Here is a 22245-nt window from a genome sequence, read left to right as displayed (position 1 = left end):
ACGCGGGATTTGCCGCGAATCGCGGGAATTCCGCCGACAACCCGGCGCACAGGCATGACATGGATGCAGTGCACGTCACTTAATCCCGCCCAGGCGTCTCCGGTTGATGCCGAGAATATTCACCAGTCGGCCACCGGGGTGACGCCGCACTTTTAGCCAAGGTTGTCCACATATTTGCCAAGCCCAGTCACGGCGGGCCAGGAAAGGGCCCATGGTGGAGACATGGAATCACTGGCGGCGCTCACCACTGCCGGGCTGGCCGCATTGCTGCCGGCCGGGCTCGCGTCCGCGGACACCTCGGACGACACCACGTTCGAACTATCCGCGGACGACAAGTTGCGCCTGCTGGCCATGCTCAATCCGCTCGTCAAGCGACTCATCGACGACATCGCGGACGACGTCGGGAATTCAGCGGTTCGGGCGCTCCTGCTGGCCCTCCTGGCTGAGGATCTTGGCCGAACCACGGGCCGCGCACAAATCGTTGCCGCGGGCAAGATCGAGGAGACCGACGCCCACACCTTGTGCGAGAAGCCACTGGAGGAACTGCATGAATTGCACAGCCATCTGGAGGACTTCGTCGGAGGGGCAACAGCCCTGCCCGCTGACGAATACCACCGACCCGGCAGCAAGATGCCCTGCCGGGATGCCGTCGGTTTCCTGAAGGACCGGTTGAACCTCTCCTACAGCCAGGCCAGGCAGCGGCTCATCAGCCGCGACCTGCTCCTTCCCCGCAGCGGGTTCAACGGCGCCGCCATTGCTCCCCGCTTCGAGCATCTGGGTAAGGTTTTCAACGACGGAACGGCGGACCCCCATCGAGTCGCAGGCGCCGCCCGCCGGCTGCGCTCGCTCCAACCCGGCATCGATGCCCAGGCCAACCCCGACGAAGCCCTCGGTCGAATCGAGTCGGAGCTGGCCGAGTCCCTCGTGGCCCGAAACCAGACGGGCACGGATCAACTGCTTAAGCACCTCTCCGCGCAGCTCGATGCAACCGCACTCGAACGCAGCGAGGCACTGATGGAAACCAATTTCGGCCTGCGCTTCCAGGGCAAGAGGGCACGTGGATTCATTTGGGAGCTTTGCACCGGCGTCGAGGGGCACGAATTGCTCTCGACGCTGGCCGACCAGCTGGCCAACCCGCATTCCGCCTTCGGCACGGGCACCCAATCCCCTGACGATGCCGGGCCAACTGCAACGCAAGACGGTGAAGGACAGCCAGCGCTTCCCGGCCTGCCCAGCACCTCGCTCTCCCCCGATGCGGAAACCATCCCATCCTGGGCCATTGATCCAGAAACCCCCATTGACCAACGCCCCCGGGCGGGATTCACCGATCTCGGCCAGCCGACCATGACCGGCGCCCAGGGGGCCGACATCGAAGTCCTCCCAGGGGAGACACTGGCGGAAGCCCGAGAACGACACAAGGCCAGAAATTTGCTTCAGGCCTTTCTCGACAGCATGCGGTTCGCCATCAACCGGGATGGGGAGACGGAACCGGGCCTCCCCGCAAAGCCCAACATCGAAATGATCGTGACAATTTCGTGGGAGTCACTGGTCGGAAAACTCAATGATCCAGGCATCACCACCCACGGGCACCTGGTTTCCGCCGGTTACGCTCGCAGACTCGCCTCCGTCGCCAACGCGATTCCCGCGGTGTTGGGCACTGAGTCCCAACCTCTGGACCTGGGACGGACCCAACGCTTCTTCAGCCGGGCGCAACGGCGCGCCCTGGCACTGAGGGACCGTGGATGCATCAACCCCGGCTGCACCATGGCCGCGCACCGCTGCGAGGCCAACCACATCGATCCGTGGTACCTCGGCGGCAAGACAAATCTTTCGAATGGTGCACTGCTCTGCCCGGTATGCCACGCGTCCTTCCATGCCGGGCACTTCAAGATCATCCTTGTGGACGCGATCCCCCACGTCCTGCAGAGCAAGGCCAGGGATCCCGAGCAACGACTCAGACGAAATTGGATTTTCCATCCCCAAAGTGTCCCCATCCGTTAACTGGAACTGGCAGCGGGCAACCACTGCGGGAATCTATTGGGCACTTATCCACTAGTTGCAGGTGCGACTGGTTTGGGGTTCAAGACACTTGTCCTCGCTCAGTTGCGCGCATTCAAGGCAAGACCCGGAGCCCCGCACCTTCCCCGGAGCTCCCGGCAGGCAAAGTGGGTCCACCGGCCACAGATTTGTACTAGATGTAATTTCACCCAGTCTCGGAATCGCCGCTCCCCAACCATGGTCCATGGACACTGCTGCCGGACGCCGCCCGGGTTCCCATGACGGGGCACGTGTACGGCAATGCCGCATTTCGGGCACTAAAAGGCCGGCCCGTGCCGCACTCCCCCGCACCTCTTGCGAGGAAAGGGAAGCGCGGCACGGGCCGGCCTTGTTACGTGCTCTTCTCCCCGGCACGGCCGGGGAGAAGAACTACGCCTTAGCGGAAATCGTTGCCGAGATCGTAGTCATCCATGGCGATGGCGTGGAATTCCGGGCTGAGGCCCGGCTCCAGACCTTCGTAGTCCATGCCGGTGGAGAAAGCGGACTGTCCGGTGAACAGCGAAGCCTTCGCCGCCTCGGTCGGTTCCACGTTCACCTGGGTGTAGCGATCCAGGCCGGTGCCGGCCGGGATCAGCTTACCGATGATGACGTTTTCCTTCAGGCCGAGCAATGGATCGGACTTGCCTTCCATTGCGGCCTGGGTCAGGACACGCGTGGTCTCCTGGAAGGACGCGGCCGAGAGCCAGGAATCGGTGGCCAAGGAGGCCTTGGTGATACCCATCAGCTCGTCGCGACCCGATGCCGGGCGCTTGCCCTCGGAGACGGCCTTGCGGTTCTCCGACTGGAAGCGTGCCTTGTCCGCAAGCTCGCCCGGCAGCAAGTCGGTGTCGCCCGACTCGATGACGGTGATGCGGCGAAGCATCTGGCGAACGATGACTTCCACGTGCTTGTCGTGGATGCCAACGCCCTGGGACTGGTAGACCTCCTGGACTTCGCGGACGAGGAACTTCTGTGCCTCACGCGGGCCAAGAACTCGCAGGACCTGCTTCGGGTCGATGGCACCGGCAACCAGCTGCTGGCCAACGGCGACGGACTCGCCCTCGACGACCAACAGACGTGCACGACGCAGAACCGGGTAAGCGATCTCTTCGTCGCCGTTGTCCGGGGTGATCACGATGCGGAGCTGCTTTTCGCTGTCCTCGATCGTGACACGACCCGCAACCTCGGAGATCGGGGCGACACCCTTGGGTGTACGTGCCTCGAAGAGCTCCTGGATACGGGGCAGACCCTGGGTGATATCTTCCGCGGAAGCAGCACCACCGGTGTGGAAGGTACGCATGGTCAGCTGGGTACCGGGCTCACCAATGGACTGTGCGGCGATAATGCCCACTGCCTCACCGATGTCCACGGTCTTGCCGCTGGCCAGGGAACGACCGTAGCAAAGTGCACAGGTTCCAACGGCCGATTCACAGGTCAGCACGGAGCGGACCTTGATCTCGGTGACGCCGGCTGCGAACAGTTCGTCGATGAGCACGTCGCCCACGTCGGATCCACCCTCGGCCAGCACGGTGCCCGAGGCATCGGTCACGTCAGTGGCCAACGTACGGGTGTACGCCGAGTTCTCAACGGTTTCGTGCATACGCACGGTACCGATTTCGTCGGTGTAGGCAATCGGCACGTTCAGGCCGCGGCTGGTGCCGCAGTCGAGCTCGCGCACGATGACATCCTGCGAGACGTCCACCAGACGACGGGTCAGGTAACCCGAGTTGGCGGTCTTCAGCGCGGTATCGGCCAGGCCCTTACGGGCACCGTGGGTAGCGATGAAGTACTCGAGAACCGACAGGCCTTCGCGGTACGAAGACTTGATCGGACGCGGGATGATCTCGCCCTTAGGGTTGGACACCAGGCCACGGATACCGGCAATCTGGCGCAGCTGCAGCCAGTTACCACGAGCCTTGGAGGTCACCATTCGGTTAATGGTGTTCAGCTCTTCCATGCCGGCGCGCATTGCCTCGGCAACCTCGTCGGTCGCCTTGGTCCAGATGTCGATCAGGTCCTGGCGGCGTTCGGAGTCCGCAATCAGGCCCTTGTCGTACTGGGACTGCACGCGGGTTGCCTTTACCTCGTACGGTGCAAGGATGGCTGCCTTGTCCATGTTCGAGGTGATGTCCGAGATGGCAACGGTGACACCCGAGCGGGTGGCCCACTTGAAGCCGGCGTCCTTCAGGTTGTCCAGCGTTGCCGCCGTAACCACCTTCGGGTAGCGCTCGGCCAAGTCGTTGACGATCTCGGAGAGGGCATCCTTGCCGGCGACACGCTCAACCCACGGGTAGTCCGCGGGCAGGGTCTCGTTGAACAGCACCTGACCCAGCGAGGTTTCGATAAGCGCCTCGGTGCCCTCAACCCAGCCTTCCGGAGCCGGCTGTTCCGCGGACGGGACAAAGCCCGTGACGCGGATCTTCACCGGCGAGTTCAGGTGCAGCTCGCCGCGGTCCATGGCCATGATCGCCTCGGCGGCCGAGGAGAACGCACGACCGGCGCCCTTCTCGTCCAGGCGCTTGGTGGTCAAGTGGTGCAGACCGATGATCATATCCTGCGAAGGCAGGGCAACCGGGCGGCCGTCGGAGGGCTTCAGGATGTTGTTGCTCGAGAGCATCAGAATCCGGGCCTCTGCCTGTGCCTCGGGGCTCAGCGGCAGGTGGACTGCCATCTGGTCACCGTCGAAGTCGGCGTTGAAAGCAGCACAAACCAGCGGGTGCAGCTGAAGGGCCTTACCTTCAACCAACTGCGGTTCAAACGCCTGGATGCCCAAACGGTGCAGGGTAGGTGCACGGTTCAGCAACACCGGGTGCTCGGTGATGATCTCTTCGAGAACGTCCCAAACCTGCGGACGGTAACGCTCGACCATGCGCTTGGCGCTCTTGATGTTCTGGGCGTGGTTGAGGTCAACCAGGCGCTTCATCACGAACGGCTTGAAGAGCTCCAGCGCCATCTGCTTGGGCAGACCACACTGGTGCAGCTTCAGCTGCGGGCCGACCACGATGACCGAACGGCCCGAGTAGTCAACACGCTTGCCGAGGAGGTTCTGGCGGAATCGTCCCTGCTTGCCCTTGAGCATGTCGCTCAGGGACTTCAGCGGACGGTTGCCCGGACCGGTCACCGGACGGCCACGACGGCCGTTGTCGAAGAGCGAGTCCACAGCTTCCTGCAGCATGCGCTTTTCGTTGTTCACGATGATTTCCGGCGCGCCCAGGTCCAACAAGCGCTTGAGGCGGTTGTTGCGGTTGATGACGCGGCGGTACAGGTCGTTGAGGTCGGAGGTCGCGAAGCGGCCACCGTCCAACTGAACCATCGGGCGCAGTTCCGGCGGGATCACCGGGACGGCGTCCAGGACCATGCCCAACGGGGAGTTGGTGGTGGTCAGGAACGCGTTGACAACCTTGAGGCGCTTCAGGGCACGCGTCTTGCGCTGGCCCTTGCCGTTCTCGATGATCTCGCGAAGGAGCTCGGCTTCCGCTTCCATGTCGAAGCCCTCGAGGCGCTTCTTGATGGCTTCGGCGCCCATGGAGCCTTCGAAGTACAGTCCGTAGCGTTCGCGCAGCGAACGGAACAGGCCTTCGTCTCCCTCGAGGTCGGCGACCTTGAGGTTCTTGAAGCGGTCCCAGACCTGGTCAAGACGCTCGATGTCGGCGTCGGCGCGCTTGCGCACCTGGGCCATGGTCTTGTCGGCCAGGTCGCGGGCCTTCTTCTTCTCCGCTGCCTTGGCACCGTCGGCTTCGAGGGCAGCAAGCTGGTCCTCGAGGTCGCGGGCAATGGCGGCGATGTCGGAGTCGCGGGTGTCAACCAGCTGCTTGCGTTCCAGGTCATGCTGGGCCTGGAGGTTCGGCAGCTCGGCGTGGCGGCGCTCTTCATCAACGGCGGTGACCATGTAGGCCGCGAAGTAAATGATCTTCTCAAGATCCTTCGGGGCCAGGTCGAGCAGGTAGCCCAAGCGCGAGGGAACGCCCTTGAAGTACCAGATGTGGGTCACCGGGGCGGCGAGCTCGATGTGGCCCATGCGTTCGCGGCGGACCTTGGCACGGGTGACTTCGACGCCACAGCGTTCGCAAATGATGCCCTTGAAACGCACGCGCTTGTACTTGCCGCAGTTGCACTCCCAGTCACGGGTCGGACCGAAGATCTTTTCGCAGAAAAGACCGTCCTTCTCCGGCTTGAGGGTGCGGTAGTTGATGGTTTCGGGCTTCTTTACCTCGCCGTAGCTCCACCCGCGGATCTCGTCCGCAGTTGCCAGGCCGATGCGCATGAGGCCGAATGAGGATTCGCTGGACATATGGTCCTTATCTCTCTTCTAAGTTCTCTGAAGTCTAATTTGGTGAGGTGTTCGCGGATCCGGTGCGGATCCGCGCTCACCGTTGGGTCTGGAAGATGTCCAGTTCGGTGCCGTGTTCCCGGGCTGGGGAGCGATGCGGGCCCTTGGACCCCCAGCGCTCCCCCGACCCATGGACACGGGGTTGGAACTAGACCTCTTCGACGGAGTTCGGTTCCGACCGGGAAAGGTCGATGCCGAGTTCTTCCGCAGCCCGGAAGACTTCTTCGTCCGAGTCTCGCATTTCGATGGTGTTGCCGTCGGTTCCGAGGACCTCGACGTTCAAGCACAACGACTGCATTTCCTTGATCAGGACCTTGAACGATTCCGGAACGCCAGGCTCCGGGATGTTCTCGCCCTTGACGATCGCCTCGTAGACCTTCACGCGACCGTGGATGTCATCGGACTTGATCGTGAGCAGTTCCTGCAAGGTGTATGCGGCACCGTAGGCCTCCAGGGCCCACACTTCCATCTCACCAAAGCGCTGGCCACCGAACTGTGCCTTACCACCCAGCGGCTGCTGCGTGATCATGGAGTACGGGCCGGTGGAGCGGGCGTGGATCTTGTCGTCCACCAGGTGGTGGAGCTTCAAGATGTACATGTAGCCAACGGACACCGGGTCCGGGAACGGCTCGCCGGAGCGGCCGTCGAACAGACGGGCCTTGCCGGAGTTGCCGATCAGGCGCACGCCGTCACGGGTCACTGCCGTGTGGTCGAGCAGTCCGCGGATTTCGTCCTCCGAAGCACCATCGAAGACGGGGCTGGCAACCTTGGTGGATCCCATTTCACGCGGGAGCGCTGGCAGGTTCTTGACCCACTCCGGCTCGCCCTCGATCTTCCAGCCCTGCTTCGCGGCCCAGGCCAGGTGGATTTCCAGGACCTGTCCGACGTTCATTCGGCCCGGAACACCCAGCGGGTTCAGGACGATGTCGACGGCGGTTCCGTCTTCCAGGAACGGCATGTCCTCGATCGGCAGGATCTTGGAGATGACGCCCTTGTTGCCGTGGCGGCCAGCGAGCTTGTCACCGTTGGTGATCTTGCGCTTCTGGGCCACGTAAACGCGGACCAGCTGGTTGACGCCCGGGGGCAGGTCGTCGTCGTTGTCGCGATCGAAGATGCGAACGCCGATGACCACGCCGGACTCGCCGTGCGGCACCTTCAGGGAGGTGTCGCGCACTTCGCGGGACTTCTCACCGAAGATGGCGCGCAGCAGGCGCTCTTCCGGGGTCAGCTCGGTCTCGCCCTTGGGCGTGACACGGCCAACGAGGATGTCGCCTGCTTCAACCTCTGCACCGATGTGGATGATGCCGCGCTCGTCGAGCTGGGCAAGGATCTCTTCGGAGACGTTCGGGATGTCGCGGGTGATTTCCTCGGCACCGAGCTTGGTGTCGCGGGCATCAACTTCGTGCTCCTCGATGTGGATCGAGGTCAGCACATCGTCGGAGACCATGCGCTGGGAAAGGATGATTGCATCCTCGAAGTTGTGGCCTTCCCAGGACATGAACGCCACGAGGAGGTTCTTGCCCAGGGCGAGCTCGCCCTTGTCGGTGGACGGGCCGTCGGCAATGATCGAGTTGTAGTCAACCCGGTCGCCCTCGGAAACCATCACGCGCTGGTTGTAGGCGTTGCCCTGGTTGGAGCGGGCAAACTTCATGATCGGGTAGGCCGTCTCGGTGCCGTCGTCGTTCATGACGGTGACCAGGTCGGCCGAGACCTCGGAGACGACGCCGCCGGTGGAGGCAACGACGGAATCGCCGGCATCCACTGCAGCGAACTTCTCCATGCCGGTGCCCACGAGCGGGGACTCGGAGGCCAGCAGCGGCACGGCCTGGCGCTGCATGTTGGCGCCCATCAGTGCGCGGTTGGCATCGTCGTGCTCGAGGAACGGAATCAGGGCGGTTGCCACCGACACCATCTGGCGCGGGGAAACGTCCATGTATTCGATCTCGTGCGGTTCGGCGATGACCGGCTCGCCGCCACCACCCTTTTCGCGGACCAGGACGCCCTCTTCGATGAAGTGACCGTCTTCGCTCAGCGGCGCGTTGGCCTGCGCAATGAAGCACTCGAGCTCGTCGTCGGCGGTCAGGTAGTCGATCTGGCCGGTGACCCGGCCGTCGACGACCTGGCGGTACGGGGTTTCGATGAAGCCGAAGGCGTTGATGCGGCCGTAGGTCGCCAACGAACCGATCAGGCCAATGTTCGGGCCTTCAGGGGTTTCAATCGGGCACATGCGTCCGTAGTGGGACGGGTGGACGTCTCGAACTTCCATGCCTGCACGGTCACGGGACAAACCGCCCGGGCCCAGCGCGGAAAGACGACGCTTGTGCGTCAGACCGGCCAGCGGGTTGTTCTGGTCCATGAACTGCGAGAGCTGGGAGGTTCCGAAGAACTCCTTGATCGCTGCAACAACCGGGCGGATGTTGATCAGCGTCTGCGGGGTGATTGCCTCGACGTCCTGCGTGGTCATGCGTTCGCGAACGACGCGCTCCATGCGGGAGAGGCCCGTGCGGACCTGGTTCTCGATCAATTCGCCAACGGCGCGGATGCGACGGTTGCCGAAGTGGTCGATGTCATCGATGCTCACGGTCAGGTCGACGGGCTTGCCGTCGCGGATGCCCGGGGTGGTCTTCTCGCCGGCGTGCAGCGCCACCAGGAACTTGATCATCGCGACGATGTCGTCGATGTTCAGGACCGAGGCGTCGGGGCTGTTCAGCGGGGTGTCAACACCGAGCTTGCGGTTGATCTTGTAACGACCAACCTTGGCCAGGTCGTAGCGCTTCGCCTCGAAGTAGAGGTTCTTCAGCAACGCCTGTGCAGCATCGACCGTCGGCGGTTCGCCCGGGCGAAGCTTGCGGTAGATATCCAGGAGTGCTTCTTCCTGGGTATCGGTGGTGTCCTTCTCGAGGGTGGCACGGATCGAGTCGTACTGCCCGAACTCCTCGAGGATGCGGCCTTCGGTCCAGCCAAGGGCCTTGAGAAGAACCGTGACCGACTGCTTGCGCTTGCGGTCAAGGCGGACGCCGACCTGGTCGCGCTTGTCGATTTCCAGTTCGAACCAGGCACCGCGCGACGGGATGATCTTCGCGGTGAAGATGTCCTTGTCGCTGGTCTTGTCCGGGGTGCGCTCGAAGTAGGCGCCCGGGGAACGAACGAGCTGGGACACCACGACACGCTCGGTGCCGTTGATGATGAAGGTGCCCTTGTCGGTCATCAGCGGGAAGTCGCCCATGAACACGGTCTGCTGCTTGATTTCGCCCGTGTTGTTGTTCATGAACTCGGCCTTGACGTACAGCGGAGCCGCGTAGGTTGCGTCGCGGTCCTTGCACTCGGCCATGGTGTACTTCGGGTCAGCGAATTCCGGCTCCGAGAAGCTCAGGGACATGGTCTCCTGGAAGTCTTCAATCGGGGAGATCTCTTCGAAGATCTCGGCCAGGCCGGAGATGCTGGCGACACTGGTGTCACCAATGGTCTGGGCGTATGCCAGACGGTTCTTCCAGCGCTCGTTGCCGATGAGCCAGTCGAAGCTCTCGGTCTGCAGCGCCAGCAGGTTTGGGACGTCAAGTGGTTCGTGAATCTTTGCAAAAGAAAGTCGGCCAGCATATTCCGCGCTGCGGGCCGAACTAGCGGTTTGGTTGTTAGAGGTGCTCGAGGCGACCAAGATGGATCCTTCCACAGACCGTCAGGTTTCCGGCGTCGTCTCTCTGTGAAGAGTTTCACTGATCACAGCACCGCTGAGCAGGCCCACCGCTATATGAAGGCCGGAGATGAAAAGAGAAGACGCAAAGTTCCACGTTACACGATGCGACCTACCATGTCCAGCGGTCCGCTTGCAACCCGGCACCCCAGCCCGGGATTGGGCTGAGAGATCCATCACGGTTAGCTGGAAACCATGTGGCGCAAACCACAGCGCGCTAGCCTAGAGGTAAGTACTGATTCCCGGTTACCCCTGAAAGCGAGAGTTCGATCATGTCCTCACCACGAGACGCAGTGCTGGTCGCCGGCGCCCGCACGCCCTTCGGCCGGCTCAACGGCCAACTTGCCGGCCTGAGCGCCGTCGATCTGGGTGCCGCCGCCATCCGTGGCGCGCTTGAACGATCCGGGGTCCCATCCGGCGACGTGGAGGCAGTGATCATGGGCCACGTGGTGCAGGCCGGCTGCGGCCAGAACCCCGCGCGCCAGAGTGCCATAGCGGCCGGGATCGGCTGGGACGTCAATGCCACCACCTTGAACAAGGTCTGTCTCTCCGGCCTGGCCGCCATCACGGATGCCGCCAGGCTGATTCGCGTCGGCGATGCCGACGTCGTGGTTGCCGGCGGACAAGAATCCATGACGCAAACCCCGCATCTGCTGCCCGGTTCCCGCCAGGGCTGGACCTACGGAAACATCTCGGCCATCGACTCGGTCGCCAACGATGGGCTGACAGACGCCTTTGACGGCAATTCCATGGGTGTGAGCACCGAAACGAAGAACGCGGTCCTGGGGCTGACCCGCACCCAGCAGGACGAGGTGGCGGCGGCCTCGCACCAACGCGCCGCGGCCGCCATCGAATCGGGCGTCTTTGCGGAGGAAATCGTTCCGCTCAGTATTCCGCAGCGCAAGGGCGACGCCTTGCTGATCGACACGGACGAGGGAATCCGCCCGAACACGACGCTCGAGACCCTGGCGGGGTTGCGCCCGGCGTTCGCCAAGGACGGCACCATTACCGCGGGAAACTCCTCTCCCCTGTCCGACGGAGCTGCCGCCGTCATCGTCACCTCACGCGAATACGCCCAGTCCCACAACCTTGAGATCCTGGCGACCATCGGAGCGGCCGGACAGGTCGCCGGCCCGGACAATTCGCTGCATTCGCAGCCGTCAAATTCGATTGCCGCGGCCCTGAAGAACCAGGGATGGCAGACCTCGGACCTCGACTTCATCGAGATCAACGAGGCATTCGGGGCCGTGGCTTGCCAGTCCCTGAAAGACCTTGGCTACCCGCTGGAAAAGACGAACATCCACGGAGGCGCCATTGCGCTGGGGCACCCGATCGGCGCCTCTGGTGCGCGCCTGGCCCTGACCGCCGCCCTGGAGCTCAAGCGCCGCGGCTCGGGCAAGACGGCGGTCAGCCTATGTGGTGGCGGCGGCCAGGGCGACGCCCTGCTACTGAGTCGCGAGGCCTAGGGCCTTGGCCGATCCGTTGCCCGCAGGCGTGGAACGCATGCGCCAGGACGCGGCCAGACGCGGGCTGGACGTCGAGGTCGTTTCCCGCCCCCCAGCCCGAAGCCTGGCGGAGGCCGCGGCGCTCTTGGGCGTCGAACCGCGGGAGATCATCAAGTCGCTGGTAGTCAAGCACAAGGACGGATCGTTCTTTTTCGCCCTGATTCCCGGAGACAGGGTCATTTCCTGGCCGAAGTTGCGCTCCCTGCTGGGCGTGAACAAGTTGTCAATGCCTCACTCCGACGTTGCCTTTGCGGCGACGGGATATGAGCGCGGCACGATCACCCCGCTGGGTTCGAGTACGCCGTGGCCTGTCTACGCCGACGTGGGAGTCGAGCCGGGTCGCATCTGCATCGGGGCCGGGGCCCACGGGCATTCGGCCTTCGTGGATTCAACGGCGTTGATCGCCGCCCTGGGGGCGACGGTCGCGGACATCAGCGACCGCGAGCCGGTGCCCCAGCCTTCTTCCTGAGGGCAAGACGGGTGCCCAGGTAGCCCAAACCCCTGGTGGTGGCCGCCGCCAGGGGTTTGGCCAAGGGCCGTTCGATGAAGCGATTGACCATGAAGGCTGCCAAGAACACGATCCCCATGACCAGCGGCAGGGTGGCGTACTGCCCCAGCAACGGCGTGAAATGGTCGATCATCCACCAGCCCCAGATCTGGTGCAGGAGGTAAACCGGGTAGGTCAGTGCCCCAAGGATCCCCAGGAATCTCCACTGCACGTTGCCCAGGCGCGTGAGCGACAGCAGGGCTACCGCGGCAAAAAGACCTACCATGATGGCCCAGTAGTGCCAGGCCGGGACCACATAGCCCACCAGTTCCAGGGCCTCGGCGGGACCCTTGACTCCGGTGAAATAGGCGGCAATTCCGACGTTTAGCGCCAGCACCGACCAGCGCAAGATGCTGTGCCCGAAACGGTAGATCATGAACAACATGATCCCGCCGCAAAAGAGAGGGGCGTATTCACTCATGAGGTTCTCGACCGCCACCTCACGGTCCATGAGGTCTGCTGCCAGGCCCAGCACTGGCCAGATGACGGCGAGGATGGTCATGCCCCGGATGGTAAGCAGCCGCAAGACAATCAGCGCGAGAATGAGCAGGTAGAAACGCATCTCGACCCACAGCGTCCAGTAGACCCCGTCGATGTGCCGCAGTTCCATGAGCGGATGGAACATGGTGAGGTTCGCTACGAGTTCCTTGGCGCCTAGCCCGGATCCCAGTTGGGGCCACATGACGATGACCAGGAATCCAGTCGTCAACACCGCGAACCAGTAGGCCGGGTACAACCGGCCTACCCGCGATCCGACAAACCGCCCGGCGCTCTTCCCGTAGGCGGACAGCAGGATGACGAAACCGCTGATGATGAAAAACAGCTGAACGCCCATGTTGCCATAAACGGTGAGCTTTGAGAGGACGGGCCAAGCGTCCTTGGCCGCGGCGGTGCCCCAGAATCCGTGGTGCCAGGCCGTGTAGTGGAAAAGGACCACGAGGGCAGCTGCGACGAATCGCAGGCCGTCGAGCAGGGCCAGTCGGGGTGGCCTTCGAGCACTTGAGGCGGTGGTTTCGGCCCCCTGCTTCGGGATCGCCGTTGCCGGGGCGTCGATGAGCGCCGTTCCGTTGCTCGACATCGCTGCTCTCCCTACATTTGCGCCAAGTTCGTTACCTATCTGTTATCTACGATATCAAAAAACATTAGTGCCGCGGAGGCAAGTGGTAAGTGTCACCCAAAACACGGCAAAACCACAAGTCTTTTTCAAGTGCAATCAGCGTTAAAAGACCGCTGGCCCGCAGAACCAAAATGGTTCTGCGGGCCAGCGGTTAGGGAGCGAAGAGTTACTTGACAGTAACGGTTGCGCCGGCAGCCTCGAGGGCTTCCTTTGCCTTTTCTGCAGCTTCCTTGGTGGCGCCTTCCAGGACAGCCTTCGGAGCCGAGTCAACGACCTCCTTGGCTTCCTTCAGACCCAGCGAAGTCAGGGCGCGAACTTCCTTGATCACTGCGATCTTCTTGTCGCCGGCTGCTTCGAGGATAACGTCGAATTCAGTCTGCTCTTCGGCTTCAGCGGCACCAGCGGCCGGGCCGGCAACTGCAACAGCAGCTGCGGAGACCTCGAAGGTCTCCTCGAAGGTCTTTACGAACTCGGAGAGCTCGATGATGGTCATTTCCTTGAAGGCTTCCAAGAGCTCTTCGGTGGACAGCTTAGCCATGATGGGCAGCCTTTCCGTCGGCGGCACATAAGTGCCGCAAGTTACTTGAGTGAGGGGTTGAAGAAAGCTTAGGCTTCTTCGGTGGCGGCTTCGGCAACAGGTGCCTCGGCCTCGGCAGGTGCTTCAGCAGCGCCACCGTTTGCTTCTTCGAGCTTGACGCGCAGTGCTTCGATGGTGCGGACTGCGGCGGAAGCCGGAGCCTGCAGCACACCGGCAACACGTGCCAGCTGGAACTCACGCGATTCAAGTGCTGCCAGTGCGGCAACCTCGGCTGCGTCAAGGGCCTTGCCCTCGAAGTAACCGGTCTTGATGATGAGCTGCTTGTTTTCCTTAGCGAAATCCGTGAGGCTCTTAGCGGCAGCAACTGCGTCGCCCTTAATAAAGGCGATAGCAGTCGGACCAGCAAGCTGGCCTTCGAATGCTTCGATGCCGGCTTCCTTTGCTGCGATACCAGTCAAGGTGTTCTTCACAACCGCGTACTTGGTATCTGCACCAAGTGAACGGCGAAGCTGCTTGAGCTGCGCAACAGTAAGCCCACGGTATTCGGTCAGGACAGCGGCGGTCGACTCCTTGAAGTCGGCGGTGATTTCCTCTACTGCGGAAACCTTAGTCGGCGTTGCCATAACACTCCTTCCGGGGTATAGATCTGATAACCAGTCGATCCAGCCCGGCCAGGAATACTGACATAAAAAACGCCCCATGCAGATGCACGGGGCGGAAAGCACGCAAATAAATGCGGGAGATTCACTTCGTTCACCTGCGCAGGTCGTCCTTTGTGGGACTTTCGGAGTCTTGCGGCGTGAACAGCAATCCTCGACCGACGGTCTTCGGTATCACCAAGCCTAACAGCGTGGCGCCCCTGGCTCCAAATCGGAGCCAGGTGTTGTAGGCAACTTCCCCGAGGGGCGAACCTGCCGTGGACAGACGACAGGCCCCTCAGGTTCCGCAACTTGGGGGATAGCGGAAGGGAGGGGCCCGTCTATGCAGCAATGCAACTTGGGGGAACGCATTGCTGCGGTAACACGCTCGGGCGGGGCTTGGGGTCTCCGCCATGGAGCGCGTGGTGACGTAGTCACCTGGCCGCGATCAGATCGCGACCCCTTAACCATATCAGGAATGTGGCATCCCACAACTCACAATTTTGGCGATTAAGCGAATTCGCGCCGAGTCGGCCCGAGATTCCGCCACGCACTGCCCGCAGTCGGGCGTCGTGCCAAGACCTCTTCACTGCTCCACAGCCCGGCTCCTCAGGCAGAACCACCGTGCTGCATCCGGAGGGCTGTGATGGGGATTGCCGCGCCTCGACCCTGGAGCTTGAGGCACGGTGCCCGGCCGGGCGTTTGTGGTCTGCACGACCCGAAGTCGGACGCGGGCACCGGGTCAGTCATTCGAGGTGGCTTCGAGCCGCCATCACCAGGACGAATCGGGGCCGGCCCGATTCGTCCTGGTGCATCGGTTAAACGACCGGACCCGGCACCAATCCCCCGTGGGGATGGTGCCGGGTCCGGAACGCAGAGGCGCTATTAGGCCTCGGAAAGCACGCGGGTCACGTTCGCATCGACCGGGACGCCCGGGCCGAAGGAGGTGGCCACGGTGGCCTTGGTGATGTAGCGGCCCTTGGAAGAGGAAGGCTTCAAACGAAGAACCTCGTCCAGTGCTGCTGCGTAGTTTTCTGCAAGCTTCTGCGCATCGAAGGAAACCTTGCCGATGATGAAGTGCAGGTTCGAGTGCTTGTCGACGCGGAAGTCGATCTTGCCACCCTTGATCTCGTTGACGGCCTTGGCGACATCCATGGTCACGGTACCGGTCTTCGGGTTCGGCATCAGGTTACGGGGACCCAAGACCTTACCCAAGCGGCCGACCTTGCCCATGAGGTCAGGGGTTGCAACCGCTGCGTCGAAGTCGGTCCAGCCGCCGGCGATCTTGGCGATCAGGTCGTCCGAGCCAACGAAGTCGGCGCCGGCTGCAATTGCAGCTTCTGCCTTGTCGCCGTTTGCGAACACGAGGACACGGGCGGTCTTGCCGGTGCCGTGGGGAAGGATCACGGTGCCGCGAACCATCTGGTCAGCCTTGCGAGGGTCAACGCCCAAGCGGAAAGCAACCTCAACGGTCTCGTCTGCCTTCGAGAAGGCGATCTCCTTGGCGAGGGCAACTGCCTCGGCCGGAGCGTAGAACTTGTCTTCTTCGATCTTCGCCGCGGCGGCTACGAATGCTTTACTGCGCTTTGCCATCTGCTTTTTCTCCTTATGCAGTCGTGGTCATGTATGGGTCGCGCGCGACCCTGCCACTTGCAATGCGGTGCGCCGGATTCATCCGGCTGGTTCCGCATCGACTTGGTTGTTTTGGGGGTGCGTTCCCGGAATTCCAGGCGCGCGGGTGTGGAAGGCGGAATTAGCCTTCTACGGTGATGCCCATCGAGCGGGCGGTGCCGGCGATGATCAGGGCAGCAGCCTTGATGTCGTTGGCGTTGAGGTCTTCCATCTTCACGGTGGCGATTTCCTCAACCTGTGCCTGGGTCAGCTTGGCAACCTTGACGGTGTGCGGGGTAGCGGAACCCTTGGGCACGCCTGCGGCCTTCTTGATGAGCTCAGCTGCCGGCGGGGTCTTGGTGATGAAGGTGAAGGAACGGTCTTCGTAGACAGTAATTTCAACCGGAACCACGTTGCCGCGCTGCGACTCGGTGGCGGCGTTGTACGCCTTGCAGAATTCCATGATGTTGACGCCGTGCTGACCAAGCGCCGGGCCGATCGGAGGTGCCGGGTTGGCGGCGCCTGCCTGGATCTGCAGCTTGATGAGTCCGGTGACCTTTTTCTTGGGGGCCATGTCGGGTCCTTCTTCTTTTGCGTTGCCCCGATGCACAGGAGCGTGCCTCGGGGGGTTGACCGCCGTGGCGCGGCGGCCGAGTCATGCCGATTTCCCGGTAAAGCAAACCGGGAAGGCACGAAGTCTTTAATGTTACTGGATCTTGGTGACCTGGCTGAACGACAGGGTCACGGGGGTCTCGCGCTCGAAGATCGAGACCAGGACGACCAAGGTGGAGGACTCCAGCTTGATCTCGCTGATCGTTGCCGGCAACGTCTCGAACGGGCCATCATTGACGATGACCGATTCGCCGACCTCGAAGTCGACGTGGACCTCGGTGATCGGGGCGCGGCCGGCCTTCGTGTGCTCGCCCTCTTCTTCGGTGACGATGGTGTGCTCGAGCATCGAGAAGACTTCCTCAAGACGCAGCGGCACGGGATCGTGGGCGTTGCCGACGAAGCCGGTGACACCGGGAGTGTGGCGAACCGCACCCCAGGAGGCGTCGGTCAATTCCATGCGGACCAAGACGTAGCCGGGGATCCGAACGCGGCGCACGATCTTGCGCGTGGTGTTCTTGATCTCGACGACCTCTTCCATCGGGACCTGGATTTCATAAATGAAATCCTCCATCCCCAGGGTCTGGATACGGGTCTCGAGGTTCACCTTGACGCGGTTTTCGTAACCGGCGTACGAGTGGATGACGTACCAGTCGCCGGGCTGGCGGCGAAGCTTGGTGCGGAATTCTTCAATGGGATCCACGGCCGGTGCTTCCTCGGCTGCGGCATCCTGCTCGGCATCCTCGGGAGCCTGCTCGGCGTCCTCGGAAACCTCGGGAGCCTGCTCGGCGTCCTCGGAAACGACGGAATCGGCCGACACCTGATCGGTATCAGCCTCTACTGCCTGGCCTTCGAATTCTTCGGTGGCCTGCGGTTCGAGTTCCTGCTCGGACACTGCGGTTCCTGCTTTCTGTTACTGGTTCACCAGAAGTGTGGGGCGAATGGTCCCGTGTTACTGTTCGGGCGAATTGGTGAAGATGAGAATTGATCCGTTTCCGAACACGAAATCCAGGGCGGAAATGATCAGCATCATCAACACCACAAAGGCGATGACTACCAAGGTGTAGTTGACCAGCTCACTGCGGGTCGGGGTGACGACCTTCTTCAGCTCGGAAATCATCTGGCGGAAGAAGAGGGCCATGCCCGCGAAGAAACCGGCTTTCGACGGCTTCTTGTTGTGCCCAGCGCCGTGCGAATCGCTCGCAGTCGTTTCGGTCACCGATTCCTCGTTTCAGATTATCCCACTTGAAACAATCACGGTGTGCCGCAGCCGTATCGACCACAACACACCGTGACGTGAATATTCGCCGAGCAACCGTAGATGATTGCCACTGCGCAGGGCAGACAGGACTCGAACCTGCAACCTGCGGTTTTGGAGACCGCTGCGCTACCAATTGCGCCACTACCCTTCGAGCATAATGCTCGCGGACCATCAAATCCATTGCGGACTTGGTGCTCCAGATGTTTTCCAACACCGAGGAACAAGTCTACGCAAAGAATGTGCCGATTGTCGAACCGGGCACTCCGGGCCCGGCTTCATGCGCAATTTGGCACCGAATCGTGACTGCTAGGTTGGGTTCATGCTCCCCCCGACACCCCGGAATGCCGGCCCGGACCATGCCGGCGCCCTGATCCTATTGGTCTTTGCAGGCGGCTCCGTGCTCGATGCCATCCTGCGCACCACCTCACGCTATTCGCCTGCCGCAGGATTCCTGCCGCAGCTGCTGCTGGCGGCAGTCCCACTGTTCATTGCCCTCGGCGCCTGGGCGTCCCTGCGCAACCGCCGGGATCTCTCCGGGCACCTGTTGCTGCAATTGCTGTTGGCAATCGCCATAGGCATCCTCACCATGCGATCGCCCCTTCCGCTGTCCTGGTACCTCGGCATCGGGTTGGTTCTTTGGGCGATGCGCCTGGGGGTGAACCTGCTGACGTGGGTGGGAACCGGACTGCTGGTGCTGGTTGCCGGCGCGCAGCTCGGGTTGATCTCCTACACCGGGGTCCTCTTCCTGCCCTTCGTGGCAACCCCGGCGCTCTTCCTGGGGGCGGCGGCCTACGTCCAGTGGCACCAGGTGCGCCACCGGCAGCAGGAGGCGGACCCCGCGGCCGATTTGGCCAGCGAACTGCATCGGAAGCGCTACGGCCGCGAGCCCGGCCTGTAGCCCGTGAACGACCCGCCGCACCGGCAAGTTCGTCGGCTTTAACCCTTGCCCGACATGGGCGCCGCGACGCGACGCTTCACACTCGCCCGGCGCGTCCCCAAAAAATCGTGCTCCCACCACTGCGCCCACTAAGCTTGGCTCATACGTTCACCCACAACTCCCTTCCAGGAAGCGACGACATGGCACGCATTTCCCGACGTATCGGGTCCATCGCAGAATCCGCCACACTGGCCGTAGACGGCAAGGCCAAGGCCTTGAAGGCGGCGGGACGTCCCGTCATCGGCTTTGGCGCCGGCGAACCGGATTTCCCCACCCCCGACTACATCGTTGAGGCCGCGGTAGCCGCGGCCCGCAACCCCAAGTACCACCGCTACTCCCCCGCGGCCGGGCTGCCGGAACTGCGCGCGGCCATCGCGGAAAAGACCATGCGCGACTCGGGCTACCGGATCGATGCCTCCCAGGTCATGGTCACCAACGGCGGCAAGCAGGCCGTGTACAACGCGTTTGCCACCCTGCTGGATCCGGGAGACGAGGTCATCGTGCCCGCCCCCTACTGGACCACCTACCCCGAGGCGATCCGCTTGGCCGGCGGTGTCCCCGTCGAGGTGTTCGCCGGCCCCGAGCAGGGCTACAAGGTCACCATCGACCAGCTTGAGGCAGCGCTCACCGAGAAGACCAAGGTGCTGCTCTTCGTCTCCCCGTCGAACCCGACCGGGGCCGTGTACTCCCCGGAACAGGTCGCCGAGATCGGCCGCTGGGCCGCGTCCAAGGACCTCTGGGTCATCACCGACGAGATCTACGAACACCTGACCTACGACGATGCGGTGTTCACCTCGATCGCCACCGCCGCCCCGGAGCTGGGCGACAAGGTCATCATCCTCAACGGCGTGGCCAAGACCTACGCCATGACGGGCTGGCGCGTGGGGTGGATGGCAGGGCCCCTGGACGTCATCAAGGCAGCCACGAACCTGCAGTCGCACGCGACCTCCAACGTCTCGAACGTCTCGCAGATCGCCGCGCTGGCCGCCGTGTCCGGCCCGCTGGATGCCGTGGCCGAGATGCGTACCGCCTTTGACCGCCGCCGCAAGGCCATGGTCTCCGCGCTGAACGCCATCGACGGCGTGAACTGCCCGGTCCCCGAGGGCGCGTTCTACGCGTACTCGGATGTGCGAGGGCTGCTGGGCCGCGAAATCCGCGGAGTCGTGCCCAACACCAGCGCCGAGCTGGCCGCGCTGATCCTGGAACAGGTGGAGGTGGCGGTGGTCCCGGGCGAGGCGTTTGGCCCGTCGGGCTACATCCGCATGTCCTACGCGCTGGGCGATGCCGACCTGGCCGAGGGCGTGGGCCGCCTGGCCACCCTGCTGGGCGAGGCCAAGTAGGGGCCGGAAGGCCTGGCCGGATCTTCCGGCAGATATTCGACGGCCGGTGGCCGGGTCCTGGATTCCAGGGCCCGGCCACCGGCCTTTTGGCTGCCCGCACGAGGTGCCCTGCGGGTGCCCGGGGCTAGAGGATCCGGCGGTCCACGGCCCAGCGGGTGAGTTCATGCCGGTTGGAGAGCTGGAGCTTGCGCAGCACCGAGGAAACGTGGGTTTCCACGGTCTTGACCGAGATGAACAGGTCCTTGGCGACCTCCTTGTAGCTGTAGCCGCGCGCGATCAGGCGCATCACCTCCAGTTCGCGGGCACTGAGCAGATCCAGTTCCTCGTCGGCGCTGATCGCCGCCTGCGTGCCGAAGGCGTCGAGCACGAAGCCGGCCAGCCGCGGGGAGAACACCGCGTCGCCGCCCGCCACCCGCAGCACCGCATCGGAGATTTCCGCACCCGAGATCGACTTGGTGACGTACCCGCGGGCCCCGGCACGGATCACCGTGACCACGTCCTCCGCGGCGTCGGAGACGCTCAGGGCCAGGAACTTCACCTGCGGAAATACATCCACGCAGCCGGCGAGCACCTCCGCGCCGCCGCCCCCGCGCCCGCCCGGCAGGTGCACGTCGAGCAGCACGACGGCCGGCATTTCCCGGTGCACCACCGCGACGGCGTCCTCGACCGTTGCGGCCTCGCCGACAACTTCCACGCGCGCGTCGAGGTCGGCTTTGAGCCCGGAGCGGAAGATCCCGTGGTCATCGACCACCACCACGCGCACCGGGGCGATCGCGGGGTCCTGGGTTGGCTCAGTCATTGTCTTCTCCGTCGTCTACATCCATGGACAGGTGCACCTCGGTGCCCTCCTCATTGCTCTTGATGGTGGCGTGGCCGCCGTTGCGTTCCATGCGCCCGATGATCGATTCGCGCACGCCGTGCCGGTCCGCCGACACCGCGTCGGGATCGAAGCCGTCGCCGCGGTCGCGCACGAACACCTCGATGCGCTGCTGGCCCGCCTCCACGTATACCGAGATGGTGCCGCCGGCGTGCTTGGCGGCGTTGGCCATGGCCTCCCGCGTGGCCTGCAGGAGCGCGTCGTGCTGCGGCAGCCCGGTGCGTTCCCCGACGCCGACCATGTCGATGGACACCAGGTAGAGTTCCTCGATCTCCCCGGCGGCGGCGCGGATCGCCGCGGCGATGCCGTCCGCGCTGCGCTCGTGCTCGTCGTAGAGCCAGGAGCGCAGTTCGCGTTCCTGGGCGCGGGCCAGGGTGAGGACCTTGGCGGGGTCCGCGGCGCGCTTCTGGATCAGGGCCAGGGTCTGGAGCACCGAGTCGTGCAGGTGCGCGGCGATGTCGGCGCGCTCCGCCGCGCGCACGCGGTTGGTGCGCTCGGAGACGAAGTCGCGCCAGAAGCGCAGCGCCCAGGGCAGCAGCACCAGCAGCAGGCCGGCGATGACCGCCACCGCCACGGCGAGCCCGGACAGCAGCGAGCCCACGCCCACTGCCCCGCTGAAGAGCAGCAGCACCCCGGCCACCACCAGCCCGACGCCCACCAGCAGGCGGGTGATCCCGGCGGCGCCCAGCGCCCCGGTGCTCCTGCGCAACCCGGCGCGCCCGCCCTCGTCCAGCTGCATCCAGGCCAGCACGGCACCGGCGATGACCACGAGCACCGGCCACACCAGGTCCCAGCGGATGGAGACGCCCAGCAGCTGCGCTCCGGCGAGCCCCGCCACCAGCAGCAGCGCGATCCCGATGACGACCTGGCGCAACGAGGCCTGGCGGGCGGCACCCAGCGGGTCCTCCGCCTCGGCCGACTTCGGGGCCAGCCCCTCGGCCAGGGTGAAGCGGCGGGTTCCGGTGCCGCGGGCGGCGTCGCGTTGCGCATCCCCCGCGCTTGGCACAAAGATCCACAACCAGGCGTAGAGCACCACCCCGGCGCCGGCGAGCAGGGCCGCAAGCACGAAGCCGATGCGCACCCAGGATGCCTTCAGTCCCAGATGGGCGGCAACACCTGAACACACCCCGGCAATGATGCGGGTCTCCCCGCGCAGCAGCGCGGGACGGAGAGGTGTTTGGCTCATGTATCCATCCAAGCACGCCCG

The 22245-nt window shown here is 63.7% G+C and carries 16 protein-coding genes and 1 tRNA gene; 5 read left to right on the top strand and 12 right to left on the bottom strand.

Features of this window, described 5'->3' with window-relative positions:
• Window positions 1-222 precede the first annotated feature (222 nt).
• Entirely contained in the window at window positions 223-2001 is a 1779-nt protein-coding gene (locus KRR55_RS12475; protein ID WP_217389415.1) for a DUF222 domain-containing protein, read from the top strand.
• Window positions 2002-2434: 433 nt separating this feature from the next.
• Here the strand turns inward: KRR55_RS12475 and KRR55_RS12470 are convergent, their stop codons facing one another.
• Together KRR55_RS12470 and rpoB are read right to left on the bottom strand one after the other, a co-directional pair.
• On the bottom strand, window positions 2435-6328 hold the full coding sequence (locus tag KRR55_RS12470; protein WP_217389414.1) for a DNA-directed RNA polymerase subunit beta': 3894 nt from the start codon (window positions 6326-6328) through the stop codon (window positions 2435-2437).
• 187 nt (window positions 6329-6515) lie between these two features.
• Window positions 6516-10022, bottom strand: a complete 3507-nt coding sequence (gene rpoB, locus KRR55_RS12465) for a DNA-directed RNA polymerase subunit beta (protein WP_217389413.1) — start codon at window positions 10020-10022, stop codon at window positions 6516-6518.
• A 308-nt stretch (window positions 10023-10330) separates the two neighbouring features.
• On the opposite strand from rpoB, the gene KRR55_RS12460 reads away from it, so the two are divergent.
• The gene (locus tag KRR55_RS12460; RefSeq protein WP_217389412.1) at window positions 10331-11524 is read left to right on the top strand and encodes an acetyl-CoA C-acetyltransferase; all 1194 of its coding nucleotides are present in this window, start codon (window positions 10331-10333) and stop codon (window positions 11522-11524) included.
• Window positions 11525-11561: 37 nt separating this feature from the next.
• Window positions 11562-12032, top strand: a complete 471-nt coding sequence (locus KRR55_RS12455) for an aminoacyl-tRNA deacylase (RefSeq protein WP_217389521.1) — start codon at window positions 11562-11564, stop codon at window positions 12030-12032.
• Here KRR55_RS12455 and KRR55_RS12450 read toward each other — a convergent pair.
• The 8 genes from KRR55_RS12450 to KRR55_RS12415 all read right to left on the bottom strand — a co-directional run bounded on the left by KRR55_RS12450 (window position 11995) and on the right by KRR55_RS12415 (window position 18032).
• Window positions 11995-13188: an acyltransferase family protein gene (locus KRR55_RS12450; RefSeq protein ID WP_217389411.1), complete on the bottom strand. Its 1194-nt coding sequence runs from the start codon at window positions 13186-13188 to the stop codon at window positions 11995-11997. The genes KRR55_RS12455 and KRR55_RS12450 overlap by 38 nt on opposite strands.
• 205 nt (window positions 13189-13393) lie before the next feature.
• Complete coding sequence (gene rplL, locus KRR55_RS12445) at window positions 13394-13765, bottom strand: 50S ribosomal protein L7/L12 (protein ID WP_132358704.1); 372 nt, start codon at window positions 13763-13765, stop codon at window positions 13394-13396.
• A gap of 68 nt (window positions 13766-13833) precedes the next feature.
• Window positions 13834-14388 carry a 50S ribosomal protein L10 gene (gene rplJ, locus KRR55_RS12440; protein WP_217389410.1) on the bottom strand — a complete coding sequence of 185 codons (555 nt, stop codon included), beginning with the start codon at window positions 14386-14388 and terminating at the stop codon, window positions 13834-13836.
• A 900-nt stretch (window positions 14389-15288) separates the two neighbouring features.
• Entirely contained in the window at window positions 15289-15996 is a 708-nt protein-coding gene (gene rplA / locus KRR55_RS12435) for a 50S ribosomal protein L1 (protein ID WP_217389409.1), read from the bottom strand.
• A gap of 160 nt (window positions 15997-16156) precedes the next feature.
• Window positions 16157-16588, bottom strand: a complete 432-nt coding sequence (gene rplK / locus KRR55_RS12430) for a 50S ribosomal protein L11 (protein ID WP_217389408.1) — start codon at window positions 16586-16588, stop codon at window positions 16157-16159.
• A gap of 132 nt (window positions 16589-16720) precedes the next feature.
• The gene (nusG, locus tag KRR55_RS12425; protein WP_217389407.1) at window positions 16721-17518 is read right to left on the bottom strand and encodes a transcription termination/antitermination protein NusG; all 798 of its coding nucleotides are present in this window, start codon (window positions 17516-17518) and stop codon (window positions 16721-16723) included.
• A gap of 57 nt (window positions 17519-17575) precedes the next feature.
• Window positions 17576-17842: a preprotein translocase subunit SecE gene (secE, locus tag KRR55_RS12420; protein WP_217389406.1), complete on the bottom strand. Its 267-nt coding sequence runs from the start codon at window positions 17840-17842 to the stop codon at window positions 17576-17578.
• Window positions 17843-17959: 117 nt separating this feature from the next.
• A tRNA-Trp gene (locus KRR55_RS12415) sits at window positions 17960-18032 on the bottom strand.
• 171 nt (window positions 18033-18203) lie between these two features.
• Here KRR55_RS12415 and KRR55_RS12410 point away from each other — a divergent pair.
• Window positions 18204-18782, top strand: a complete 579-nt coding sequence (locus KRR55_RS12410) for a hypothetical protein (protein WP_217389405.1) — start codon at window positions 18204-18206, stop codon at window positions 18780-18782.
• A gap of 179 nt (window positions 18783-18961) precedes the next feature.
• The gene (locus tag KRR55_RS12405; RefSeq protein WP_217389404.1) at window positions 18962-20161 is read left to right on the top strand and encodes a pyridoxal phosphate-dependent aminotransferase; all 1200 of its coding nucleotides are present in this window, start codon (window positions 18962-18964) and stop codon (window positions 20159-20161) included.
• A 124-nt stretch (window positions 20162-20285) separates the two neighbouring features.
• On the opposite strand, the gene KRR55_RS12400 is transcribed toward KRR55_RS12405, so the two are convergent.
• Entirely contained in the window at window positions 20286-20960 is a 675-nt protein-coding gene (locus KRR55_RS12400) for a LuxR C-terminal-related transcriptional regulator (protein WP_217389403.1), read from the bottom strand.
• Complete coding sequence (locus tag KRR55_RS12395; RefSeq protein WP_217389402.1) at window positions 20953-22224, bottom strand: ATP-binding protein; 1272 nt, start codon at window positions 22222-22224, stop codon at window positions 20953-20955. Before KRR55_RS12395 ends, KRR55_RS12400 begins: the two co-directional genes overlap by 8 nt.
• Window positions 22225-22245: the final 21 nt, after the last annotated feature.

The organism is Paeniglutamicibacter quisquiliarum (genome assembly GCF_019084045.1).
Lineage (GTDB): Bacteria > Actinomycetota > Actinomycetes > Actinomycetales > Micrococcaceae > Paeniglutamicibacter > Paeniglutamicibacter quisquiliarum.
The sequence above is the reverse complement of the archived record's forward strand: the minus strand, read 5'-3'. Positions and strand labels throughout refer to the sequence as shown.